This is a genomic window from Saccharopolyspora erythraea, assembly GCF_018141105.1.
GTDB lineage: Bacteria > Actinomycetota > Actinomycetes > Mycobacteriales > Pseudonocardiaceae > Saccharopolyspora_D > Saccharopolyspora_D erythraea_A.
In genome coordinates this window covers 7,620,042-7,637,363 of record NZ_CP054839.1, presented here as the reverse complement: position 1 = coordinate 7,637,363, position 17,322 = coordinate 7,620,042, and the positions used below count along the sequence as shown (strand labels likewise).

Genomic DNA, 17,322 nt, shown 5'->3' with positions numbered 1-17,322 from the left:
CCCCGGACCGTCGAGGTCCGGGGCTTCGTCGGTTCCGCGCCTGCTCAGTCGCCGCGGCGGATCGGGCCCAGGATGGCCTGTTCCTTCTCGCGGGTCACCAGCTGGATCGGCGCCCACGCCATGTTGCCCAGCGCGATGATGGTGTCGTCCTTGAGCTGGGTGAGCTGCTGCACCTGCGGCGGCTGGAGGAACCAGATGCGCTGCGCGAGCTGCGCCTGGTTCAGCGGGAGCCGTTGCAGCAGCACCAGGTCCGCCGCGTTGGCCGCGGTGCCGCTGCCGACCTGCGGGTGCAGGTACGGCAGCACGTACATCGTCGTCTGCCACGCCGCGCGGGGCGGGAACAGCTCCTGCGGGACCGCACCGCCGTCGTGGATCACCAGCAGCGGGGCGTCCTCGCTGGCCCTGGGCAGGTCGAACGGGCTGAGCCTGCGGATCTGCGCCAGCGGCACCGGCTTGCCGTCGGGGGTCTGGCCCGCCGCGCGCTCCAGCACCTTCCACGCCGCGGGACGCCCGGTGGCCACCACGACCCACGCGCCTGTGGCCATCGCGCGCAGCGCGATCTGGCGAGCCAGGTACAGGCCGCCGACGGTCACCATGCGGGTCGGCTGCGGACGCAGGATCGAGGATGCGACCGCCTTGCCCGTCGGGTCCGAGCCGATGACCATGCCGCCGCGGTCGCCGGACGGGCTGACCGCGTCGAGGGTCTCGGGTGTGACCAGGAACTGCGGTGCCGCGCCGGTGTTGCCCGGGGTGTCGATCGTCCTGGTTCGGCTCATGCCGCACCTCCCAGCGGCACCGTCGCGGCGTAGCCGGCGAGCTGCATGCCGCGCAGCGGGGTCAGGGTCAGCCCGAGACGTCCGCTGATCGCCTTGAGCCGGTCGTCGGCTGCGTCGAGCTCGCTGGGCGTGCGGGCGCTGACCCGCACCAGCCCGCGCAGGCCGACCTCGCCGTCCTCACCGGCCGGGGAGATCGACAGCGCGATGCTGGTCGACAGCGCCCGGATGCCGGTGAGCGCGTTGAGGCTGCCGCTCATCTGGCCCGGCCAGCTGGTGATGGCGTAGCTGGAGTGGCCGACACCGCCCGCGGTGACGCCGTCCCAGCGCTCCTTGAGCCCGACCGGGCGCTGCGAGCCGAGCACCGACTGCAGCTCGGCGGAGGCCACGCCGGCCTGCAGCAGCTCGTCGGGGTCCAGCGGGCGGGTCGGGATGCCCTGCCGCTCCAGCGCGTTGCGCACGCGCGAGAGCGCGCCGATCAGCGCGCGGTGGGCGCCGACGACACCGCCGCCGCGCTCGCCGATGGCCTTGGCGCAGCGCTGCGGGTCCAGCCGGACCGCGACCCACGTGGTGCGCCGGGCCGCGGCGGCCAGCGGGCCGAGGACCTCCAGGTAGGAGTTCAGCGCGGGGGAGCTCGACGGCAGCGACGCGCTACCGGGGTAGCAGTGCCAGATCACCTGGATCGCGTCGAGCACCACACCGCGGTCCTCCAGGCACGGCGCGAGCACGCCCAGCGGCAGGTTGGGCGCGGAGCCGACCGGGTTGAGCAGCGAGGGGGTGGGCTCCACCATGAGCACCGCGGTCCACTTGCCGTTGTGCCAGGCCATGCCGACCGGGTTGCGGTCATGGTCCTGGCTGCGGGCGATCACCAGATCCTCGACGACCAGCCGCAGCAGCGCGACGCGGTGGTTCTCGTCAGGACCGATGATCCCGTCGCCGTCCTTGTCCTCCGCGGGTTCCAGGACGTCGACCGTGAGCGGCTCCGACACCCTGGTGTGGCTGCGGGAGCGGTACTCGAAGACCAGGCCGACCCACTGGGTGAACCAGCGGCCGCGGCGGCGCAGCAGCGCGATGATCAGTGCGAACGCGGCCACCCCGGCCGAGACCGGCCACAGCGTCTGGTTGATCAGCACGAGGATCAGGCCGATGGCCAGGCCGACCTCGACGAGCACGATGTTGGCCACCGGAATGGCCCCGAGGGTCGCGCCGTTGGTGCGGCGTCGCGCGCGGATGCGCGTGCGCTGCGCACTGGCGGGCCCGGAGGCTTTCGGCTGGGCCGGATGTTGTGTGGTCACGGACATCCGTTCGGTCTCTCCCCCTCGCAGGTAAGTGCGGCACGCGGCGGGCGCGGGTCACTGGCTGGCCCCAGCCGCGTGAAGAGAATACTGATGGAGTCGGCGGAACCGTACCCATTCGGTACCTCCGTGCGGCTAGCATGCCGAACCGTACCTCGGACGGGAGAGCTGTAGGCGAAGAATGGCATCAACACCCACAACCAAGTCACAGGTCCAGGCATATCGGTTCGTGCTGCGCCGAATGGAATCGGCGTTGGTGCGCAAGGACGCGGTGATGCTGCACGATCCGATGGGCTCCCACAAGAGGGCCACGGTGATCGGTGCTGTCCTCGCGTGCATCGGTTTGATCGGGTTTCTCGTTTGGGGGCTGTTCGCGGGCAAGGGCACCGTGCCGGAACCCGGCTCGATCGTGATCGCAAAGGAAAGCGGAAGTGTCTTCGTCGTTACCGCCGACGACAAGGCGCAGAAGCGGCTGATCCCGATGCTGAACATGGCGTCGGCGCGGTTGCTGGTGATGGCGCAGGGCGGCGGTCAGGGCGGCGCGGCGACACCGACGACGGTCAAGGAGTCGGCGCTCGCGGAGTTCCCGCGCGGTCCGAGGACGGGAATCGTCAACGCGCCGAGCTACCTGCCGGCGGCCAACAACGGTGCGCTGCCCGCGTGGGCGGTCTGCGACGTCGGCCAGGTCAAGGACACCCTGAACTCGGCCGACATCGAGCGCTCCGCCAAGGTCGAGACCGTCGTGATCGGTGGTGACAACCACCACGGCACGCCGCTGAACCCGGAGCAGTCCCTCTACGTCAGGGACCAGTCCTCGGGCAAGAGCTACCTGGTCTACCGGGTGGAGAACCTGCCGGGCCAGCAGCGCACCCAGGCGGTCAAGTCCGAGATCGACCGCACCGACTCGGTGGTCGCCGACATCTACCGCCTGCGCGGCAAGACCCCGCGCACGATCAGCACCAACATGCTCAACGCGATCCCGAACGCACCGGGTGTGCCGGTCATGAGGGTGCCGAGCGTGCCGGGCGAGGGGACGCCGATCGACTACATGCAGGGCAAGGACGTCGGCGACGTCGTCAAGCGGACCATCCCGAACCAGCCCAACGAGTACTTCGTGCTGATGCAGGACGGCAAGCAGCGGATCAGCGCCGGTGCCGCCGGTGTCCTGCACGCTTCCCGGGAGAGCAGCAAGGAGATCCCGGACATGACCGGCGCGATCACCGACGCGCCGGACGCACCGAAGCAGCAGGAGATCAACGTCTCCGGCTACCCGATGGCGGTGCCGACCCCGCTGACCTTCCAGCAGGCCGACACGTCCTGCCTGAGCTGGGAGAACATCAACAACGAGCACCACATCACCGTCACCACCAACAAGGGCACGCCCGCGGTCAAGCCCGCCGTGAAGCTGGCCCAGTACGACGGTGCGGGCCCGAAGGTGGACTACTTCTACATGCCGGCGGGCAAGGCCGCGGTGGTGCGCGGTACGGCCAACGAGTCCGGTGCGGGCAGCGGTCCGATCTCGCTGGTCTCCGACCAGGGCGTGACCTACGGCATCAAGGACGTCGCGACGGCGCAGGGGCTCGGTGTGATCGGCACCGCGTTCGACATCAAGGACGCGCCGTCGTGGCTGCTGCGCGGCATCCCGCCGACGCTGCCCAGCGGTGACTTCCTCGACCCGGCGCAGGCGAGCTTCGTCTACGACTCGATCCCGGTGCCGCCGGGTGCGGTCAACCGCCCGCCGCCGCAGAAGCAGGGCGGTGCCACCGCAGGCAGCTGACACCGTGGGCGGGGTGCGAGCACCCCGCCCGCCACGCCGGGGAACCGAACCGGCCCTGACAACGTCCGAGGGAACAGCGAATCCGCCCGCAGCACCTTCCCGGTGCTGCGGGCGGAGCCGCATAATCAGCGACTGACGTGGGAGGTGCCGGGATGCCGGGGATCCAGGTCGACACCGAGTGGTTGACGCGGTATTCGGACGAGGTGCGCGCGGCCGGGGAGGACGTCGCCGATGCCCGGGCCGGACTCGACGCGGCGGACCTGGAGCCGGAGGCGTTCGGCGAGCTGGGCCGCCGGGCCGGAGCGGTGGAGTCCTACCAGCGGCTGGCCACCCTCCTCAAAGACCAGACGCACCGCGCCGCCGAGGTCCTGACCGGCGCGGGTGACGAACTGCGCCAGGTCGTGGATTTCCACACCGGCGGCGACGACGACAACGCCCGCGACATCGCCCGGAAGCAGGAGTGGTGACGATGCTGAGCGCACGGCGAATCGCCGCCGAGGTCTCGCAGCACCTCGAGTACCTGACGAGGGTCGCGGCCGAGCTCGACGCGCCGGAACCGGTGCGCGAGCGCTTCGAGGACGCGGTCGGGCGCGTCGACGCCCTGCGCGAGGCGGCGCTGGTCTGGCGCCGGACCGCCGACCTCGTGGAGAAGTCCGCGCAGGGCGTGGCGGGAAAGCTCGGCGGCATCGACAAGTCGTGGCAGGGCGCCGATGCCGACGCCTTCCTCGCGCACATGCGGGAAACGGGGCTGGCGGGCAACGACGTCGTGGACGCGATGCGGGCGCTGGCCGAGGCCCTCGACCACACCGCCGACGCCGTCGATGCGCTCGTCGAGGACATCGGGCAGACCGTCACCGACACCGCCGACGCGGTGTCGCAGGCGCTCGTCGTCCCGGTCGACGGTGACCAGCGGGCCCGCAAGCACCTGGAGGACCTGGAAGGGCCGGCGGGTGAGCTGTTCTCGGCGGTCGAGGACGTCTTCGGTGCCTTCGCCCGGTTCTGCGACGAGCTCCAGTCCGGCCGCGAGATCGGCGAGCTGCAGTTCGACAAGCGGATGCCCGCCCAGAACTGGCAGCCCTCCGTTCCCGAGCCGCCCGCACCGCCGGCGGCTGCGCCGGCGCCTCCCGTGCCTCCCGCCCCGGCCGCGCCCGAGGGCGCGGGCGCTGGTGGGGGCACTGGCGGCGGCGGTGGCGGCGGAGCGAGCGCCGCAGGGCGGCGGCCCGCCGCCGGGGGGGGGTACCGGGGGCGGAGCCCCCGACCTGTAGCCGGGCGGCAGCTCCGGCGCGGCGGAGCCGTCGGCGACGCCGCCCGCCGTCGCGGCGAGCGGCGGGGCCGCCGCAGGCGGGGCCGCGGCCGCCGCGGGCGGCGGGATGGCCGGCGGCATGATGCCGATGGGCATGATGGGCGGCGCGATGGGCCCGCAGGGTGGCGGCCAGGAGCGCCAGAACAAGTCGAGGCTCAAGAGCAGTTCGGAGGAGCTGTTCGGCGCCCCACCGTCTGCCCCGCCCGCGGTGTTCGGCGAGGACCCCAACAACGCCAAGGAGTCCGAGAAGCAGCCCGCGAAGCCGAAGCCGCTGCCCAAGCCCCCGATGCCGCCCAAGCGCGGCTCGGCAGGCGTCGGCGACGCCCCGCCCCCGAAGATCTGAGACGAAGAGAAGGCCCGGGACCCTCCACAGCGGAGAGTCCCGGGCCTTCCTCGTTCCAGGCCGATGTGAGAAGGCCCGGTGCCGGTCCCACGTGGACAGACACCGGGCCTTCTTCGCATGTGGCGCTACTCGCGCCGCGACTTGGTCTTGGCCGCTGCCTCGGCCTGCCGCAGGCGGACGTTGCGCACCGCGTTCACCAGGAACGCCGTGAAGATCACCGCGGCGACGCCACCGACGGAGCCGCCGAGGGCGACCAGCAGGGCGGGGTAGTCCTTCTGCGGGATCACGTCCGCGCTGAGGCGCGTCGGCTTCATCGGCGCGGGCAGCTTGCCGTGCTCGGGCGGCACGATGTCATTCAGCGCCGCCATGAAGTCGATCATGCCGTAGCCGACGATGTCGTTGCGCCCGTTGTTGCCGCCCGGGTGCATCGCGGTCGCCTTGATCCGGTCCATGATCTGACGGGCGTTGAGCGGGTTGCCCGCCTTCTCGTACTTCTCCTTGATCAGGGTGACGAGACCGGAGACGTATGGTGCGGCGAAGCTGGTGCCCTGGATCGGCTGCATCTGCCCGTCCGCGCCCGCCGCGATCTGGCTGGCGAGGCCGCTGCCGCCGCTGCCCGGGTCGAGTGAGATCAGGTTCTCGCCCGGCGCCGCGACGTCCACCCACGGGCCGGGAACGGTGAACTCTGACGGCTGGCCCTGCTGTCCGACGGAGCCGACGGTCAGCACGTAGTCGTCGAACCAGGCGGGCAGCACCGCAGTGGTCGGGCTGCCCGACGGGTTCTTCTGGCAGGTGCCGTCCGCGTTGCCAGCCGCGGCCACCACGACGATGTTCTTCCGGTAGGCGTTGGCAACCGCCTGGTGCAGCTCGTTGTTGAACCGGTCGGCCGGGTTGCTGGCCTGGGCGATCGTCTGGCACGACGACTGCGAGATGTTGATGACGTCGACGTTCTGGTTCACCGCGAACTGGATCGCCTGCGCCATCGTCTCGGTGTCGCCGATGGTCTTCTTCTCCTGCCGGTACTGGTAGAGCTTCGAAGACTGCCGGATGGACATGATCTGGGCATCAGGGGCCACGCCGACGAAGCCGGTGTTCTCGTCGGAATGTGCGGCGATGATCCCCGCGACGATCGTGCCGTGCCCGTCGCAGTCGGTGTTGGCCCCGCCACCTGGCACCGCACTACCGCCGCCTCCGTTCAGGTTCAGCCGGTGGTGGGGGTTCACGCCGGTGTCGATCACGGCGATCGTCTTGCCCGCGCCCGTCAGGTTCTGCTCGTGAGCCTGCTCGAAGCCGAGCGCGAGCTGGCTCCACGGCTTCTCCTCGATCGTGGAGTCGCCGCTGTTGGCCTGCATGCACCCCTGGGTCTGCTCAGGGGCTCCCTTCACGCCCAGAGGGCTCCCGTTGACCCCCGTCTCGCGCAGTTCCGGCGGGCCGACGAACGGCTGCGCGGTGGCGGCGGGCATCGCGGGTCCGAAGACCGCGATGCCCACCACCGCCGACAGCGCCATGGTGCGCCGCACGCTCCCGCGGCGCGTCAAGCTGGAGCGCATCACGCAGCCCCTCAGAAGAAGTTCAGGTTGAGGTCGCGAACCGCCATGTAGAGGTCCATCACGCCGAAGGCCAGCGGCAGCACCAGCGCGATCAGCACCGCTTCCAGGATGTCCACCATGCGGCGCTGGACCGGCGAGAACCTGCGGTTCGGGAACACCACGCCGAAGACCAGCGCGAGCACGCCGAGCAGCAGCAGCGGCGGGAAGACCCACGCGACCCACAGCGGCGACAGCGCCACCTGCACGATCAGGCCGATGCCCACGCCCAGGGCGGCGAGCAGACCGCACAGCAGCAGGGCGATGGCCTGGCTGCCGTTGGCGTAGTTGCGGCCGCGCAGCAGCAGCACCGCCGCGACGACCGCGGACATCAGCGGACCCCAGATCGCCGGGCCGGCGGCCGAGAGGATCGCACCGATGGCGGCGGTCAGGCCGCAGCCGATGATCAGGCCGGTCATGTAGCGGTGCGCCAGACCGGTCTGGCGCTCGATCTGCCGGTAGTCCGGGAAGCCCTGGTCCTCCTTGAGGTCCTCGGCGCTGCCGGGGACGTGCGGGAGCGGGAGCTTGGCCAGCTGGATCGTGATCCGCGGCAGCAGCGAGATGCCGGCGAGACCGACCGCGGCCGCACCGGCGGCGATGCCCGCCGCGTGGTCCTCGGCACCCGGGACCAGCGTCGCTATGACGAAGGCGATGGTGCCGAAGGCCGACACCGTGGCGGCGGCGATGAAGGTGACGATGCCCGCGCCGATCACCATGATCGAGATCGCGGCGAAGATCAGCACCAGCGCACTGGCCAGCAGCAGCCTCGGCGCCAGCGACGAGCCCGGCACGATGTTGAAGCCGCCGACGAAGGCCATCGGCAGACCGCCGGCGGCCGCGATCACGGTGCCGGTCGTGGCCGCCCCGTAGGCACGGGTGACCATCGAGCCGACACCGGTCGCCAGGATCGCCACCGCGACGCCGACGACCGCCGCGATGATCTGGTAGACCATCGCCAGCGTGCTGTCCAGTTCTGGGTGCAGCATTCCCGCGGGCCCGGCGACGCCGATCGCGGCCGCCGCGGCGACCAGGCCCAGCACACCGGAGATGTGGCCGAGCTTCTGCGCGGTCTCCTTGGTCCACGGGCGGTAGCTGCCCGGCTCGGCCTCGGCCAGCGCGTCGACGACGTCGTCGTACAACGGCGGCGGGGGGTTGTCCGACCTGCGACGGAGCTGCAGCATGTCGCCGTCGACGATGCCCAGCGACGCCAGCGTCTGGCTCGGGTCGAGCTCGTCGCCGCTGAGCTTGGCCAGGCACCAGCCGCCGTGCCGCGAACCGCCGTCCGGAGTGGCCTCACGGGCCATTTCCAGCAGCATCGGTAGCAGGTCAGCCACCGAGACGTCTGCGGGCAGCGCCAGGTCGATGCGAGTTGTCGGCGCCACCACTGTCACGCGGCTGAACACCGTGGTCCCGGTCGCCACTTGGGCCCCCTACTCCCTTGGTCCTTGCATTGCAGTATCCGTCCTGTCGGCTCGATCCAGCCGTGGGCCTGCATCAAACCAAGCCCGGGGTTTTCCTCGAAACCCGCCCGCCCGGCCGGAGAGCGCCCCTAGTATGGCCGCACCGACCACGGCCGGGTGATGGGTTTGGTCCAAGAAGTGCCAACTAGTTGGTATCTGATTGGTCACGTCTGAGGTCCGATCTCCGGCGACCCCGCTGCCGTCGGCCTCGCGGGCAGTACAGAATGCTGCCTGCGAGCAAGCATTTCGGGTATGTCGAACACGGAAAGGGTGCTGCGTCCGGTGAGCACGCTGCAGTTCAAGCGCACGCCACGCCTGGCCGCTCCGAGGCCACCGGGCGGAGAGGTGCACCTCGAACCGCCGCCGGAGATCCCGCGGACCATCCCCGGCAACGTCATCCAGAAGGTTCTTCCGGGCGTCATGATCGTCGCGTCGCTCGGGATGATGGTCTTCATGCTCCAGCGGGCAAAAGACAACCCGATGATGATGATGATGCCGATGATGATGCTCATCTCGACATTCGGGATGATGGCGGGCGGGGGCAAGGACGGCGGCCAGAAGAAGGCCGAGATGAACGAGGACCGCAAGGACTACCTGCGGTACCTCGGCCAGATGCGCGACCGCGCGCGGGAGGCCGCCGAGGAGCAGCGGCTGGCCCGCGAGTGGGTGCACCCCGACCCGCAGACGCTGTGGTCGATCGCCGCCGGCAGCCGCCGGATGTGGGAGCGGCGCGGCAACGACAACGACTTCTGCCAGGTCCGGGTCGGCCGCGGCTCGCAGCGGCTGGAGACACGCCTGGTGCCGCCGCAGACCGGGCCCGTCGACGAGCTGGAGCCGATCACCACTCTGGCGCTGCGCCGCTTCGTGCGCGCGCACTCGCTGGTGGCCGGGCTGCCGATCGCGATCTCGATGCGCGGCTTCGCCGCCGTGGGCCTGCAGGGCGACCGGGAGCTGACCCGGAGCCTCGCGCGCGCCATGATCTGCCAGCTCGCGACGTTCCACACCCCTGACGACGTGATCATCGCGGTCGCCAGCAGCGGGCGCGCCCGCCGCGAGTGGGACTGGGTCAAGTGGCTGCCGCACGCGCAGCACCCCACCGAGACCGACGGCATCGGCCCGATGCGGCTGATGGCCGGTTCGCTGCGGGCGATCGAGGAGATGCTCTCCGAGCAGCTCGCCGACCGCCCGCGCTTCCAGCGCAACGCGGCCCCGCCGGACGGCCAGCCGCACGTGGTGATCCTGATCGACGACGCCGAGATCAGCCGCGAGGAGGCGCTGATCGTCGAGGGCGGCATGGCCGGTGTGACCATGATCGACCTGTCCGACGTGCTCGGCCAGATCACCGCGCGCCGCGGCATGCGCATGGTCGTCGAGGAGGACCGCATCGGTGCCCGCGGCGGCAGCGGTGTCGAGTGGTTCGGCGAGCCGGACGCGGTGAGCATGGAGCAGGCCACTTCGCTGGCCCGCTCGCTGTCGCCGTACCGGGTCGCGGGCGGTCCCGCGGTGGAGGCCGACAGCGGCGGCTACGAGCCGCTGACCACGCCGCTGAACTACATCGAGCAGCTCGGTCTGGCCGGCGACGCGGTCACCTTCGACATCCACGAGGCGTGGCGGCCCCGGTCGAGGGACGACCTGTACCGGGTGGCGATCGGCCCCGGCGAGTACGGCGAGATCGTGCACCTGGACATCAAGGAGACCGCCTCCGGCGGCATGGGCCCGCACGGCCTGTGCATCGGTGCGACCGGTTCCGGTAAGTCGGAGTTCCTGCGCACCATCGTGCTCGGCCTGATCGCCACGCACTCGTCGTCGATGCTCAACTTCGTGCTCGTCGACTTCAAGGGTGGTGCGACGTTCAACGGGTTCGACGACGCGCCGCACGTGTCGGCCAACATCTCCAACCTCGGTGACGACTCCACCCTGATCGACCGCATGCAGGACGCCCTGGCCGGTGAGATGAACCGCCGCCAGGAGGTGCTGCAGGCCGCGGGCGCCAAGAACGTCTGGGACTACCGCAAGCAGGGCGAGGCCGGTGACGAGAAGGCGCAGGAACCGCTGCCCGCGCTGTTCGTCGTCATCGACGAGTTCGGTGAGCTGCTGGCCAAGAAGCCGGAGTTCGCCGACCTGTTCAACGAGATCGGCCGGCTGGGTCGTTCGCTGCAGGTCCACCTGCTGCTGGCGTCGCAGCGGCTGGAGGAGGGCAAGCTGCGCGGTCTCGACGCGCACCTGTCCTACCGGATCGGTCTGAAGACCTTCAACGCCGCGGAGTCCCGCGCCGCGATCGGCATCCCCGACGCCGCGGACCTGCCCGCCACGGGTGGTCACGGGTACCTGAAGCACCCCAACGGCATGGACCGCTTCCGCGCCGCGTACGTGTCGGGCTACCTGCACCAGACGACCGGTCGCAAGCCCGCGGGCGCCGCGGCCTCGCCGGTGACCGGTGAGAAGCAGCCGCGCATCTTCATCCCGGACTACATCGAGAAGCCGCCGGAGCCGGAGACGCCGGTGGTCGAGGAGGTCAAGGAGCAGCCGCAGGACGAGCTGGCCCCGACCGACTTCCAGGTCATCATCCGCAAGACCATCAACGCGGGCCCGCCGCCGCACCAGGTGTGGCTGCCGCCGCTGGACGCACCGCCCACCCTCGACACGCTGCTGCCGCCGTTGCAGGCCACCGACGACCGCGGTTACACGGCGGCGGGCTTCGCGGGCAGCGGCCGGTTGCAGGTGCCGGTGGGTCTGGTCGACGTGCCGTTCCACCAGCGGCAGGACTACTACATGCTGGACCTGGGCGGCGCGAACGGGCACGGCGCGGTCGTCGGCCGTCCGCAGTCGGGCAAGTCCAACGTGCTGCGCACGCTGGTCGCGTCCATGGCCCTGACCCACACGCCACAGGAGGTGCAGTTCTACTGCATCGACCTCGGTGGCGGTTCGCTGGCGTCGCTGAAGAACCTGCCGCACGTCGGTGGTTTCGGCGGTCGCCGCGACCCCGACACGGTCCGCCGGACGGTGTCGGAGCTCAAGGGCCTGATGGCCGAGCGGGAAGGCCGCTTCCAGTCCCAGGGCATCGACGGCATCAGCGACTTCCGCAACCGCAAGCGGCGCGGCGACATCAGCGACGACGCCTACGGCGACGTCTTCCTGCTCATCGACGGCTGGGCGGCGTTCCGGCAGGAGTTCGAGACGCTCGAGCAGGACGTGCTGAACCTCGCCTCGCAGGGTCTGGCGTTCGGCATCCACGTGTTCGTCTCGGCCAACCGCTGGGCGGAGATCCGCCCCGCGCTCAAGGACCTGCTGGGCACCCGGATGGAGCTGCGGCTCGGTGACCACACCGAGTCCGAGATCCACCGCAAGATCGCGGCCAACGTGCCCGAGGGCCGCCCTGGCCGCGGTCTGCACCCGTCGGAGCTGCACTTCCTGGCGGCGGTGCCGCGCGTGGACAGCGAGAACATCGGTGACCGCATCAACGTGGAGCTCACCGCCGCCAACGAGGAGCGCAGGCCCGCCCGCGCCGGGTGGGAGCTCTACAACGACGACCTCGCCGACGGCGTCAGCGACCTGGTCAACCGGGTCAAGAGCTCCTGGAAGGGCCGTCCGGCCCCGCAGGTCCGCCTGCTGCCGGACCTGCTGCCCTACGAGCAGCTGCCGACGCCGGAGCAGCAGCCCCGGCCGAAGCTGGTGCCGATCGGCATCAACGAGGAGGGCCTGCACCCGGTCTACCTGGACTTCCAGCAGGAACCGCACTTCTACGCCTTCGGCGAGCGGGAAGCGGGCAAGACGGCGCTGCTGCGCACGATCGTCCGCGGCATCACCACCCGCTACACCCCGAAGGAGGCGCTGATCCTGCTGGTCGACTACCGGCGGACCATGCTGGGCTTCCTCAACAGCCACCTGCTGGAGTACTCGGTGGGTGCCGACCAGCTCAAGAGCAACGTCAAGGACGTCGTCAACGCGCTGAAGAAGCGGTTGCCGGGTCCGGACGTCACGCAGCAGCAGCTGCGCGACCGCTCGTGGTGGTCGGGTCCGGAGCTGTTCGTCGTGGTCGACGACTACGACCTGGTCGCGCCGTCGGGCAACAACCCGCTGGCACCGCTGGCGGACTTCGTCCCGCAGGCGTCCGACGTCGGTCTGCACTTCGTCATCGCCCGCAACTCCGGTGGCGCGAACCGCGCGCTGTTCGAGCCGATCATCGGCAAGATGCGCGAGTCCTCAGCGCCGGGTCTGGCGATGAGCGCGAACAAGGACGACGGCCAGCTCGTCGGCAACATCAAGTCGCGGCAGCTGCCGCCGGGCCGCGGCACGCTGGTCAGCCGCTCGCTCAAGGGCGGTCCGCAGATGATCCAGACGGCCTTCATCAGGCCGGAGTGATCTGACGGCTCCGCTGGAACCCTCCCCTGTCGACTTGGACGGGGGAGGGTTCCGCTTTTTCGGGGTGTCCGTCGGTGTGTTGTTTCTTCGGCGTGTGCCGAAGCATCCGCGTCCTACGGTTCGAGCCCGTGAACACCACTACATCCGGCACAGCGCACACCGGCTCCTCGACCGATCACGTGACCATCACGCCGAGCGTCCTCTACTTCGGAACGCCGGTCGTGCTGGTCTCCACCGAGAACGAGGACGGCACCACCAACCTCGCGCCGATGTCCTCGGCCTGGGCGCTGGGACAGGTGGTCGTCCTCGGCGTCGGCGCCGAGGGGCAGACCGCGCACAACCTCCGCAGCCGGCCCGACCTGGTGGTCAACCTGCCCGCGCCGGCCCAGTGGCCCGCGGTGGAAGAACTCGCGCCCCTCACCGGACGCACTCCGGTACCCGCGCACAAGCGCGGCAAGTTCCGCTTCGAACCGGACAAGTTCGGTGCCGCGGGTCTGCGGGCTGAACCATCGGAGCTGGTCACGGCGCCCAGAGTCGCCGAGTGCCCCTTGCAGTTGGAGGCCCGTGCCGCCCGGGTCCAGCCCGACATCACCGCCGGGTTCCTCATCGTCGAAGCCCACGTGCTCACGGTCCACGCCGACCCGGGCATCGTCGTCCCCGGTACCCAGCACGTCGACCCGGCGGAGTGGAGCCCCCTGATCTACAACTTCCGCCACTACTTCGGGCTCGGCCCCGAGCTCGGCCACAGCTTCCGCTCCGAGACACCCCGCTGACGCAGGAGCAGGAGGCGGGCGTCAGCGGATGTCGCGGTGCCAGGTCAGCGCGATCGGTTCGAGGTCCCTCGGGTCGGCCGGGTCGTAGGGGAGCCAGCGCTCGGGGAACGCGTACTCCGCGCGCCTGACGCTCAGCCACTCGCCGGGGTCCTTCATCTCGCCCGCACTGTTCAGAACCGGGGTCATCCGCTGGAACGAGTAGGCGGGAAGCGTTGTGTCGGGGTCGATGTAGTAGGTGACTTCGACGCCGCTCGCTCCCGCGCCGCCGTTGCTGTAGGGGTAGGTCAGGGGCTCGATACCGGCGGCGATCAGCGCCCACTGGAAGAGCATCATGCCTGTGTACCCGGCGTCTCCGGTGCGAAGCGGCGTCACCTTGACGGGCAGGCGAACGTAGGATTCGCCGTCGTGCTCGAACAGCGTCGGCCTGCCGACCGAGACCGGGTCGCCGAACTCCCCGCGCAGGTACCGGAGGTAGCGGTCGGCCTGCTGCGCGCTGAGACCGCCGGGCGCGATCCCGTCGCCTGAGCCCACCTTGATGAGTTCCGGCGTGCAGGAGTCCTGCGGCCGTTTGCTCCATGTCCCGGTGTACTCGCTCCACCGGTGGCTTCCCCCGTCGACGCAGCGGCTTTGCGCATGGAGCACCTGGGTTCCGTCCACCACCTCGTAGTCGGCATCGGCCTCGGTTACGCGGTAGTGCTCGTAGTCGACACGGGTTTGCCGGACGGTGTGGCCGAGACGTTCGGAGTCCTCGAACCACTGGGGATTCGAGTAGTGCTCCATGGTGACCTGATGAACCGGCCGCATGAGCTGGTTGCGCAACATCGCTTCGTAGAGCGCGTCCGCGTCTGTTTCGGCCAGCACTGCCTCGTTGATCTCCATGCCCGGCTTGAAACCTGCCTTCTCGTCGAACGCCGCGGTGCTCCGGCGCGCGGTGCTGATCCATGCGACCGATGCGGCGCTGATCGCGAGCACGATCAGCACGAGAACCAACGCGACGACCAGTGCCGCCGCCCTGCGACGACGCGGTTGCCGCACGGCGTAAGGCGGCGGCACATGTGGAAATGACACTCGAACCCCAGTGGTGACTTCCCCGACGTTTCTGTGTTGGGTCGGTGGCCGGGTTCGGGTCGGGGAAGCCGAGCCCGGCCACCGTTCGGTTCGGCGCTGGGGGAGGGGCGGCGCCGAACCGGGTCTCACTCCCTCGCGGAGAGGGCCCGCCAGCAGGCAGCGCAGGTCGTTTCGCAGATCCAGTCGATCTCGCTGCGGTCGTGGAGCTGAGCGGCGTCGGTCTCGGCCCTGCAGTAGGCGGTGGCCTTCGCGTCGCCGGCGAGCTTCAGCGCTGCCACGGGAAACGCGTGCCGACCCGCGCCGGGTATGGGCCGCCAGACGAAGGTCAGTGTCACGGTGTCTCCTCGGGTTGGCGATGTGGCAATTTTTGCCAACTTTTAACAAGTTGCCAATTCCACGATCGAGGGAGATCAGCCGGATGCACGCATCCGTAAGCTGATCGCATGTCGGACACGCCCAGGGCGCGCGCATTGGCCAAGGAGCTTCGGGCTGCTCGCAAGGCCGCTGGTCTGACCCTGCGGGAACTGAGTGAGCGTGTCGGCTGGTCGGAGTCGAAGCTCAGCCGGCTTGAGACCGCGCAGCGCGGCCTCAAGCCGGCCGCGATGACCGTAGTTCTGGACGCACTTGGGGTGACGGGCTCCGAGCGCGATCACTTGCTGAAGATGGCGCGTGAGATCAAACAGCCGACGTGGTGGGAGTTCGGCGGCGGACTGCCTACCCAGCTCACCGAACTGGCTGACGCGGAAAGCCGTGCCGTCCGCATCACCGAAGTCTCCGAAGTGCTCGTTCCAGGGCTGCTTCAGACTCGAGAGCACTCGCGAGCCCTGTTCGCGGCGACCGGCGTCGAACCGGAGCGTATCGAGCAACGGACAGCGGTTCGTCAAGTCCGGCAGGGCATTCTCACCAAGGCGGAACCGGTCGAGTACCTGGTCATCCTCGACGAAGCAGTCCTGTGTCGCGCCGTTGGCGGGCCGAAGGTGATGGCCGACCAGCTGCGCGCCATGCTCAAGGCGGCAGAGCGGCCGAACATCACCATCCAGGTCGTGCCGTTCTCCGCTGGCGCCCACACAGGTCTCGACGGTTCGTTTCTCATCTTGGAGTTCGTGCGCGACCGGCCGATCGTTCATCTGGAACAGCGTCGCTCCGGTGCGTTCCTGAATGACCCGGACGACGTAGCCCCGTTCTTCGTCGCGCGGTCTAACCTGCAACAGGCCGCGATGAGCCCCGACGAGACGGGTGACCTCATCGTGGCGTATGCGCAGAGGTACGACCGCGAGGAGTGACCAGTGGTGGACTTGGCGAACTGGCGGAAGTCGAGCTACAGCGGAAGTCAGTCCGCATGTGTCGAGGTCGGCTCCGCTCCTGGTCTCGTCGGGGTCCGGGATACCAAGGACCGCGACGGCGGGACGCTGGTCTTCCAGCGCCGCAAGTGGGCTTCGTTCGTGGCCGCGTTACGGGATCGGCGCTGGTGACTGCGCCGCCTGGGTGATTTGAGTGAGATGTTCGGGATCGAGGTCCGTCCAGCCCATGCCCCCGGTAATCTCCACGCCGGTGATCTACGGAGGGGTTGATCACCGCCGATCACGGCCGTGGAGGGGGCTCCGTTGACAACGGGGATGGAGGGCTTCGCCCAGCAGGCAGGCGCGCTGGCAGGTCAAGCGCAGGGTCTGCGGGCAGCGGTGGACTCAGGCCACCTGGTCATGGACCCGGAAGCCGCGGAGCGCGTGGCCAAGGTCTACGACGACAAGGCGGACAAGGTACAGACGAAGGTAGCCCGTGCCCAAGAGCTGATCGTCAACGGTGCGTACGGTGACTGCTTCATCGGACGTTCGATGGAGAAGAAGTTCAACGAGAAAGTCCGCGGTACTGAGGGCGATCCAGATGCAGGCTTGATCCGGATTCTCCGAAAGATGGAGACGATCTTGCGGAATATGGCTCAAGCCTATCGGGACTCCGCCAAGGACATGCAGAACACGGACGACGAGAGCGCCCGGAATCTGGGACGGAACATTTGATCTGATGGTGAGTATGCGTACAACACGAACCACGGTCGCCGCCGTGCTCGCTTCTGCGGGTCTTCTGCTCGCTGGGTGCGGTGGACCAAGCGCCGGGCCGACTCCTACCAGTGACGGGCCGCAAGAGTCCGGATTGGCGAACTTCGACCCGTGCACGGCCTTGAGCGCTGAGCAGTTGCAGGCGCAAGGTATCGAAGCGCCGGGTGAGCCGGTGGACCAGGGAATCGGGGAAGTCGGTTGCGACTTCGACGGTCAGGAAATGGTTCTCACTCTCCTCAAGGCCGATGGGCGGAACCTGTCCTACTGGGAAGAACGTCGGAGCAACTTCGACAAGTTCGACAAGAACCAGGTGGCGTCCAGGCAAGGGATCAGCGGGATCGCTGCTGGTGGTATGGGGCAGGGAGTGTGTCGTCAGATCCTCGAAGCTGGCGGTGGCTCCATTATCGCCCAGGTCACCTACAGCTCCGACGCGGTCCAGGGCAACGACCCGTGCGCGAAGGCTCTTGAGATCGCGCAGCAGATCGAGCCGAAGCTGCCGAAGTAATCAACGCCGGAGTGGGGGAGGAA

The 17,322-nt window shown here is 69.5% G+C and carries 15 protein-coding genes; 9 read left to right on the top strand and 6 right to left on the bottom strand.

What is annotated here, in order from left to right; translation table 11 throughout:
- Window positions 1–44: 44 nt before the first annotated feature.
- Window positions 45–776 (bottom strand): hypothetical protein, encoded by a 732-nt coding sequence (locus HUO13_RS34220; protein WP_211899001.1) that lies wholly within the window; start codon window positions 774–776, stop codon window positions 45–47.
- Window positions 773–1,957, bottom strand: a complete 1,185-nt coding sequence (gene eccE / locus HUO13_RS34215; protein WP_211903358.1) for a type VII secretion protein EccE — start codon at window positions 1,955–1,957, stop codon at window positions 773–775. The genes HUO13_RS34220 and eccE overlap by 4 nt, the downstream gene beginning before the upstream one ends.
- Window positions 1,958–2,249: 292 nt before the next feature.
- Here eccE and eccB point away from each other — a divergent pair, with 292 nt between their 5' ends.
- The 3 genes from eccB to HUO13_RS34200 all read left to right on the top strand — a co-directional run bounded on the left by eccB (window position 2,250) and on the right by HUO13_RS34200 (window position 5,491).
- Entirely contained in the window at window positions 2,250–3,845 is a 1,596-nt protein-coding gene (gene eccB, locus HUO13_RS34210; protein WP_211899000.1) for a type VII secretion protein EccB, read from the top strand.
- A 152-nt stretch (window positions 3,846–3,997) separates the two neighbouring features.
- Entirely contained in the window at window positions 3,998–4,312 is a 315-nt protein-coding gene (locus tag HUO13_RS34205) for a hypothetical protein (protein ID WP_211898999.1), read from the top strand.
- Between the two features lie 903 nt (window positions 4,313–5,215).
- Window positions 5,216–5,491 carry a hypothetical protein gene (locus tag HUO13_RS34200; protein ID WP_211898998.1) on the top strand — a complete coding sequence of 92 codons (276 nt, stop codon included), beginning with the start codon at window positions 5,216–5,218 and terminating at the stop codon, window positions 5,489–5,491.
- A gap of 125 nt (window positions 5,492–5,616) precedes the next feature.
- Here HUO13_RS34200 and mycP read toward each other — a convergent pair whose 3' ends face one another.
- Complete coding sequence (mycP, locus tag HUO13_RS34195; protein ID WP_249124285.1) at window positions 5,617–7,041, bottom strand: type VII secretion-associated serine protease mycosin; 1,425 nt, start codon at window positions 7,039–7,041, stop codon at window positions 5,617–5,619.
- An 11-nt stretch (window positions 7,042–7,052) separates the two neighbouring features.
- Window positions 7,053–8,498 (bottom strand): type VII secretion integral membrane protein EccD, encoded by a 1,446-nt coding sequence (gene eccD / locus HUO13_RS34190; RefSeq protein WP_211898997.1) that lies wholly within the window; start codon window positions 8,496–8,498, stop codon window positions 7,053–7,055.
- A gap of 321 nt (window positions 8,499–8,819) precedes the next feature.
- Here eccD and eccCa point away from each other — a divergent pair, with 321 nt between their 5' ends.
- Both eccCa and HUO13_RS34180 read left to right on the top strand, forming a co-directional pair.
- Entirely contained in the window at window positions 8,820–12,899 is a 4,080-nt protein-coding gene (gene eccCa, locus HUO13_RS34185; RefSeq protein ID WP_211903356.1) for a type VII secretion protein EccCa, read from the top strand.
- A 128-nt stretch (window positions 12,900–13,027) separates the two neighbouring features.
- Window positions 13,028–13,672, top strand: coding sequence for a flavin reductase family protein (locus HUO13_RS34180; RefSeq protein WP_249124284.1), 645 nt, complete (start codon window positions 13,028–13,030; stop codon window positions 13,670–13,672).
- Between the two features lie 21 nt (window positions 13,673–13,693).
- On the opposite strand, the gene HUO13_RS34175 is transcribed toward HUO13_RS34180, so the two are convergent.
- Together HUO13_RS34175 and HUO13_RS34170 are read right to left on the bottom strand one after the other, a co-directional pair.
- The gene (locus tag HUO13_RS34175; RefSeq protein WP_249124283.1) at window positions 13,694–14,707 is read right to left on the bottom strand and encodes a hypothetical protein; all 1,014 of its coding nucleotides are present in this window, start codon (window positions 14,705–14,707) and stop codon (window positions 13,694–13,696) included.
- Window positions 14,708–14,865: 158 nt separating this feature from the next.
- Entirely contained in the window at window positions 14,866–15,075 is a 210-nt protein-coding gene (locus tag HUO13_RS34170; protein ID WP_211898996.1) for a hypothetical protein, read from the bottom strand.
- A gap of 108 nt (window positions 15,076–15,183) precedes the next feature.
- On the opposite strand from HUO13_RS34170, the gene HUO13_RS34165 reads away from it, so the two are divergent.
- The 4 genes from HUO13_RS34165 (at window position 15,184) to HUO13_RS34150 (ending at window position 17,299) form a co-directional block, all read left to right on the top strand.
- On the top strand, window positions 15,184–16,023 hold the full coding sequence (locus HUO13_RS34165; protein WP_211898995.1) for a helix-turn-helix domain-containing protein: 840 nt from the start codon (window positions 15,184–15,186) through the stop codon (window positions 16,021–16,023).
- A 3-nt stretch (window positions 16,024–16,026) separates the two neighbouring features.
- Complete coding sequence (locus tag HUO13_RS34160; protein ID WP_211898994.1) at window positions 16,027–16,212, top strand: DUF397 domain-containing protein; 186 nt, start codon at window positions 16,027–16,029, stop codon at window positions 16,210–16,212.
- Window positions 16,213–16,344: 132 nt separating this feature from the next.
- Window positions 16,345–16,755 carry a hypothetical protein gene (locus HUO13_RS34155; RefSeq protein WP_249124282.1) on the top strand — a complete coding sequence of 137 codons (411 nt, stop codon included), beginning with the start codon at window positions 16,345–16,347 and terminating at the stop codon, window positions 16,753–16,755.
- A 4-nt stretch (window positions 16,756–16,759) separates the two neighbouring features.
- Window positions 16,760–17,299 carry a DUF3558 domain-containing protein gene (locus tag HUO13_RS34150; RefSeq protein WP_349253350.1) on the top strand — a complete coding sequence of 180 codons (540 nt, stop codon included), beginning with the start codon at window positions 16,760–16,762 and terminating at the stop codon, window positions 17,297–17,299.
- Window positions 17,300–17,322 lie beyond the last annotated feature (23 nt).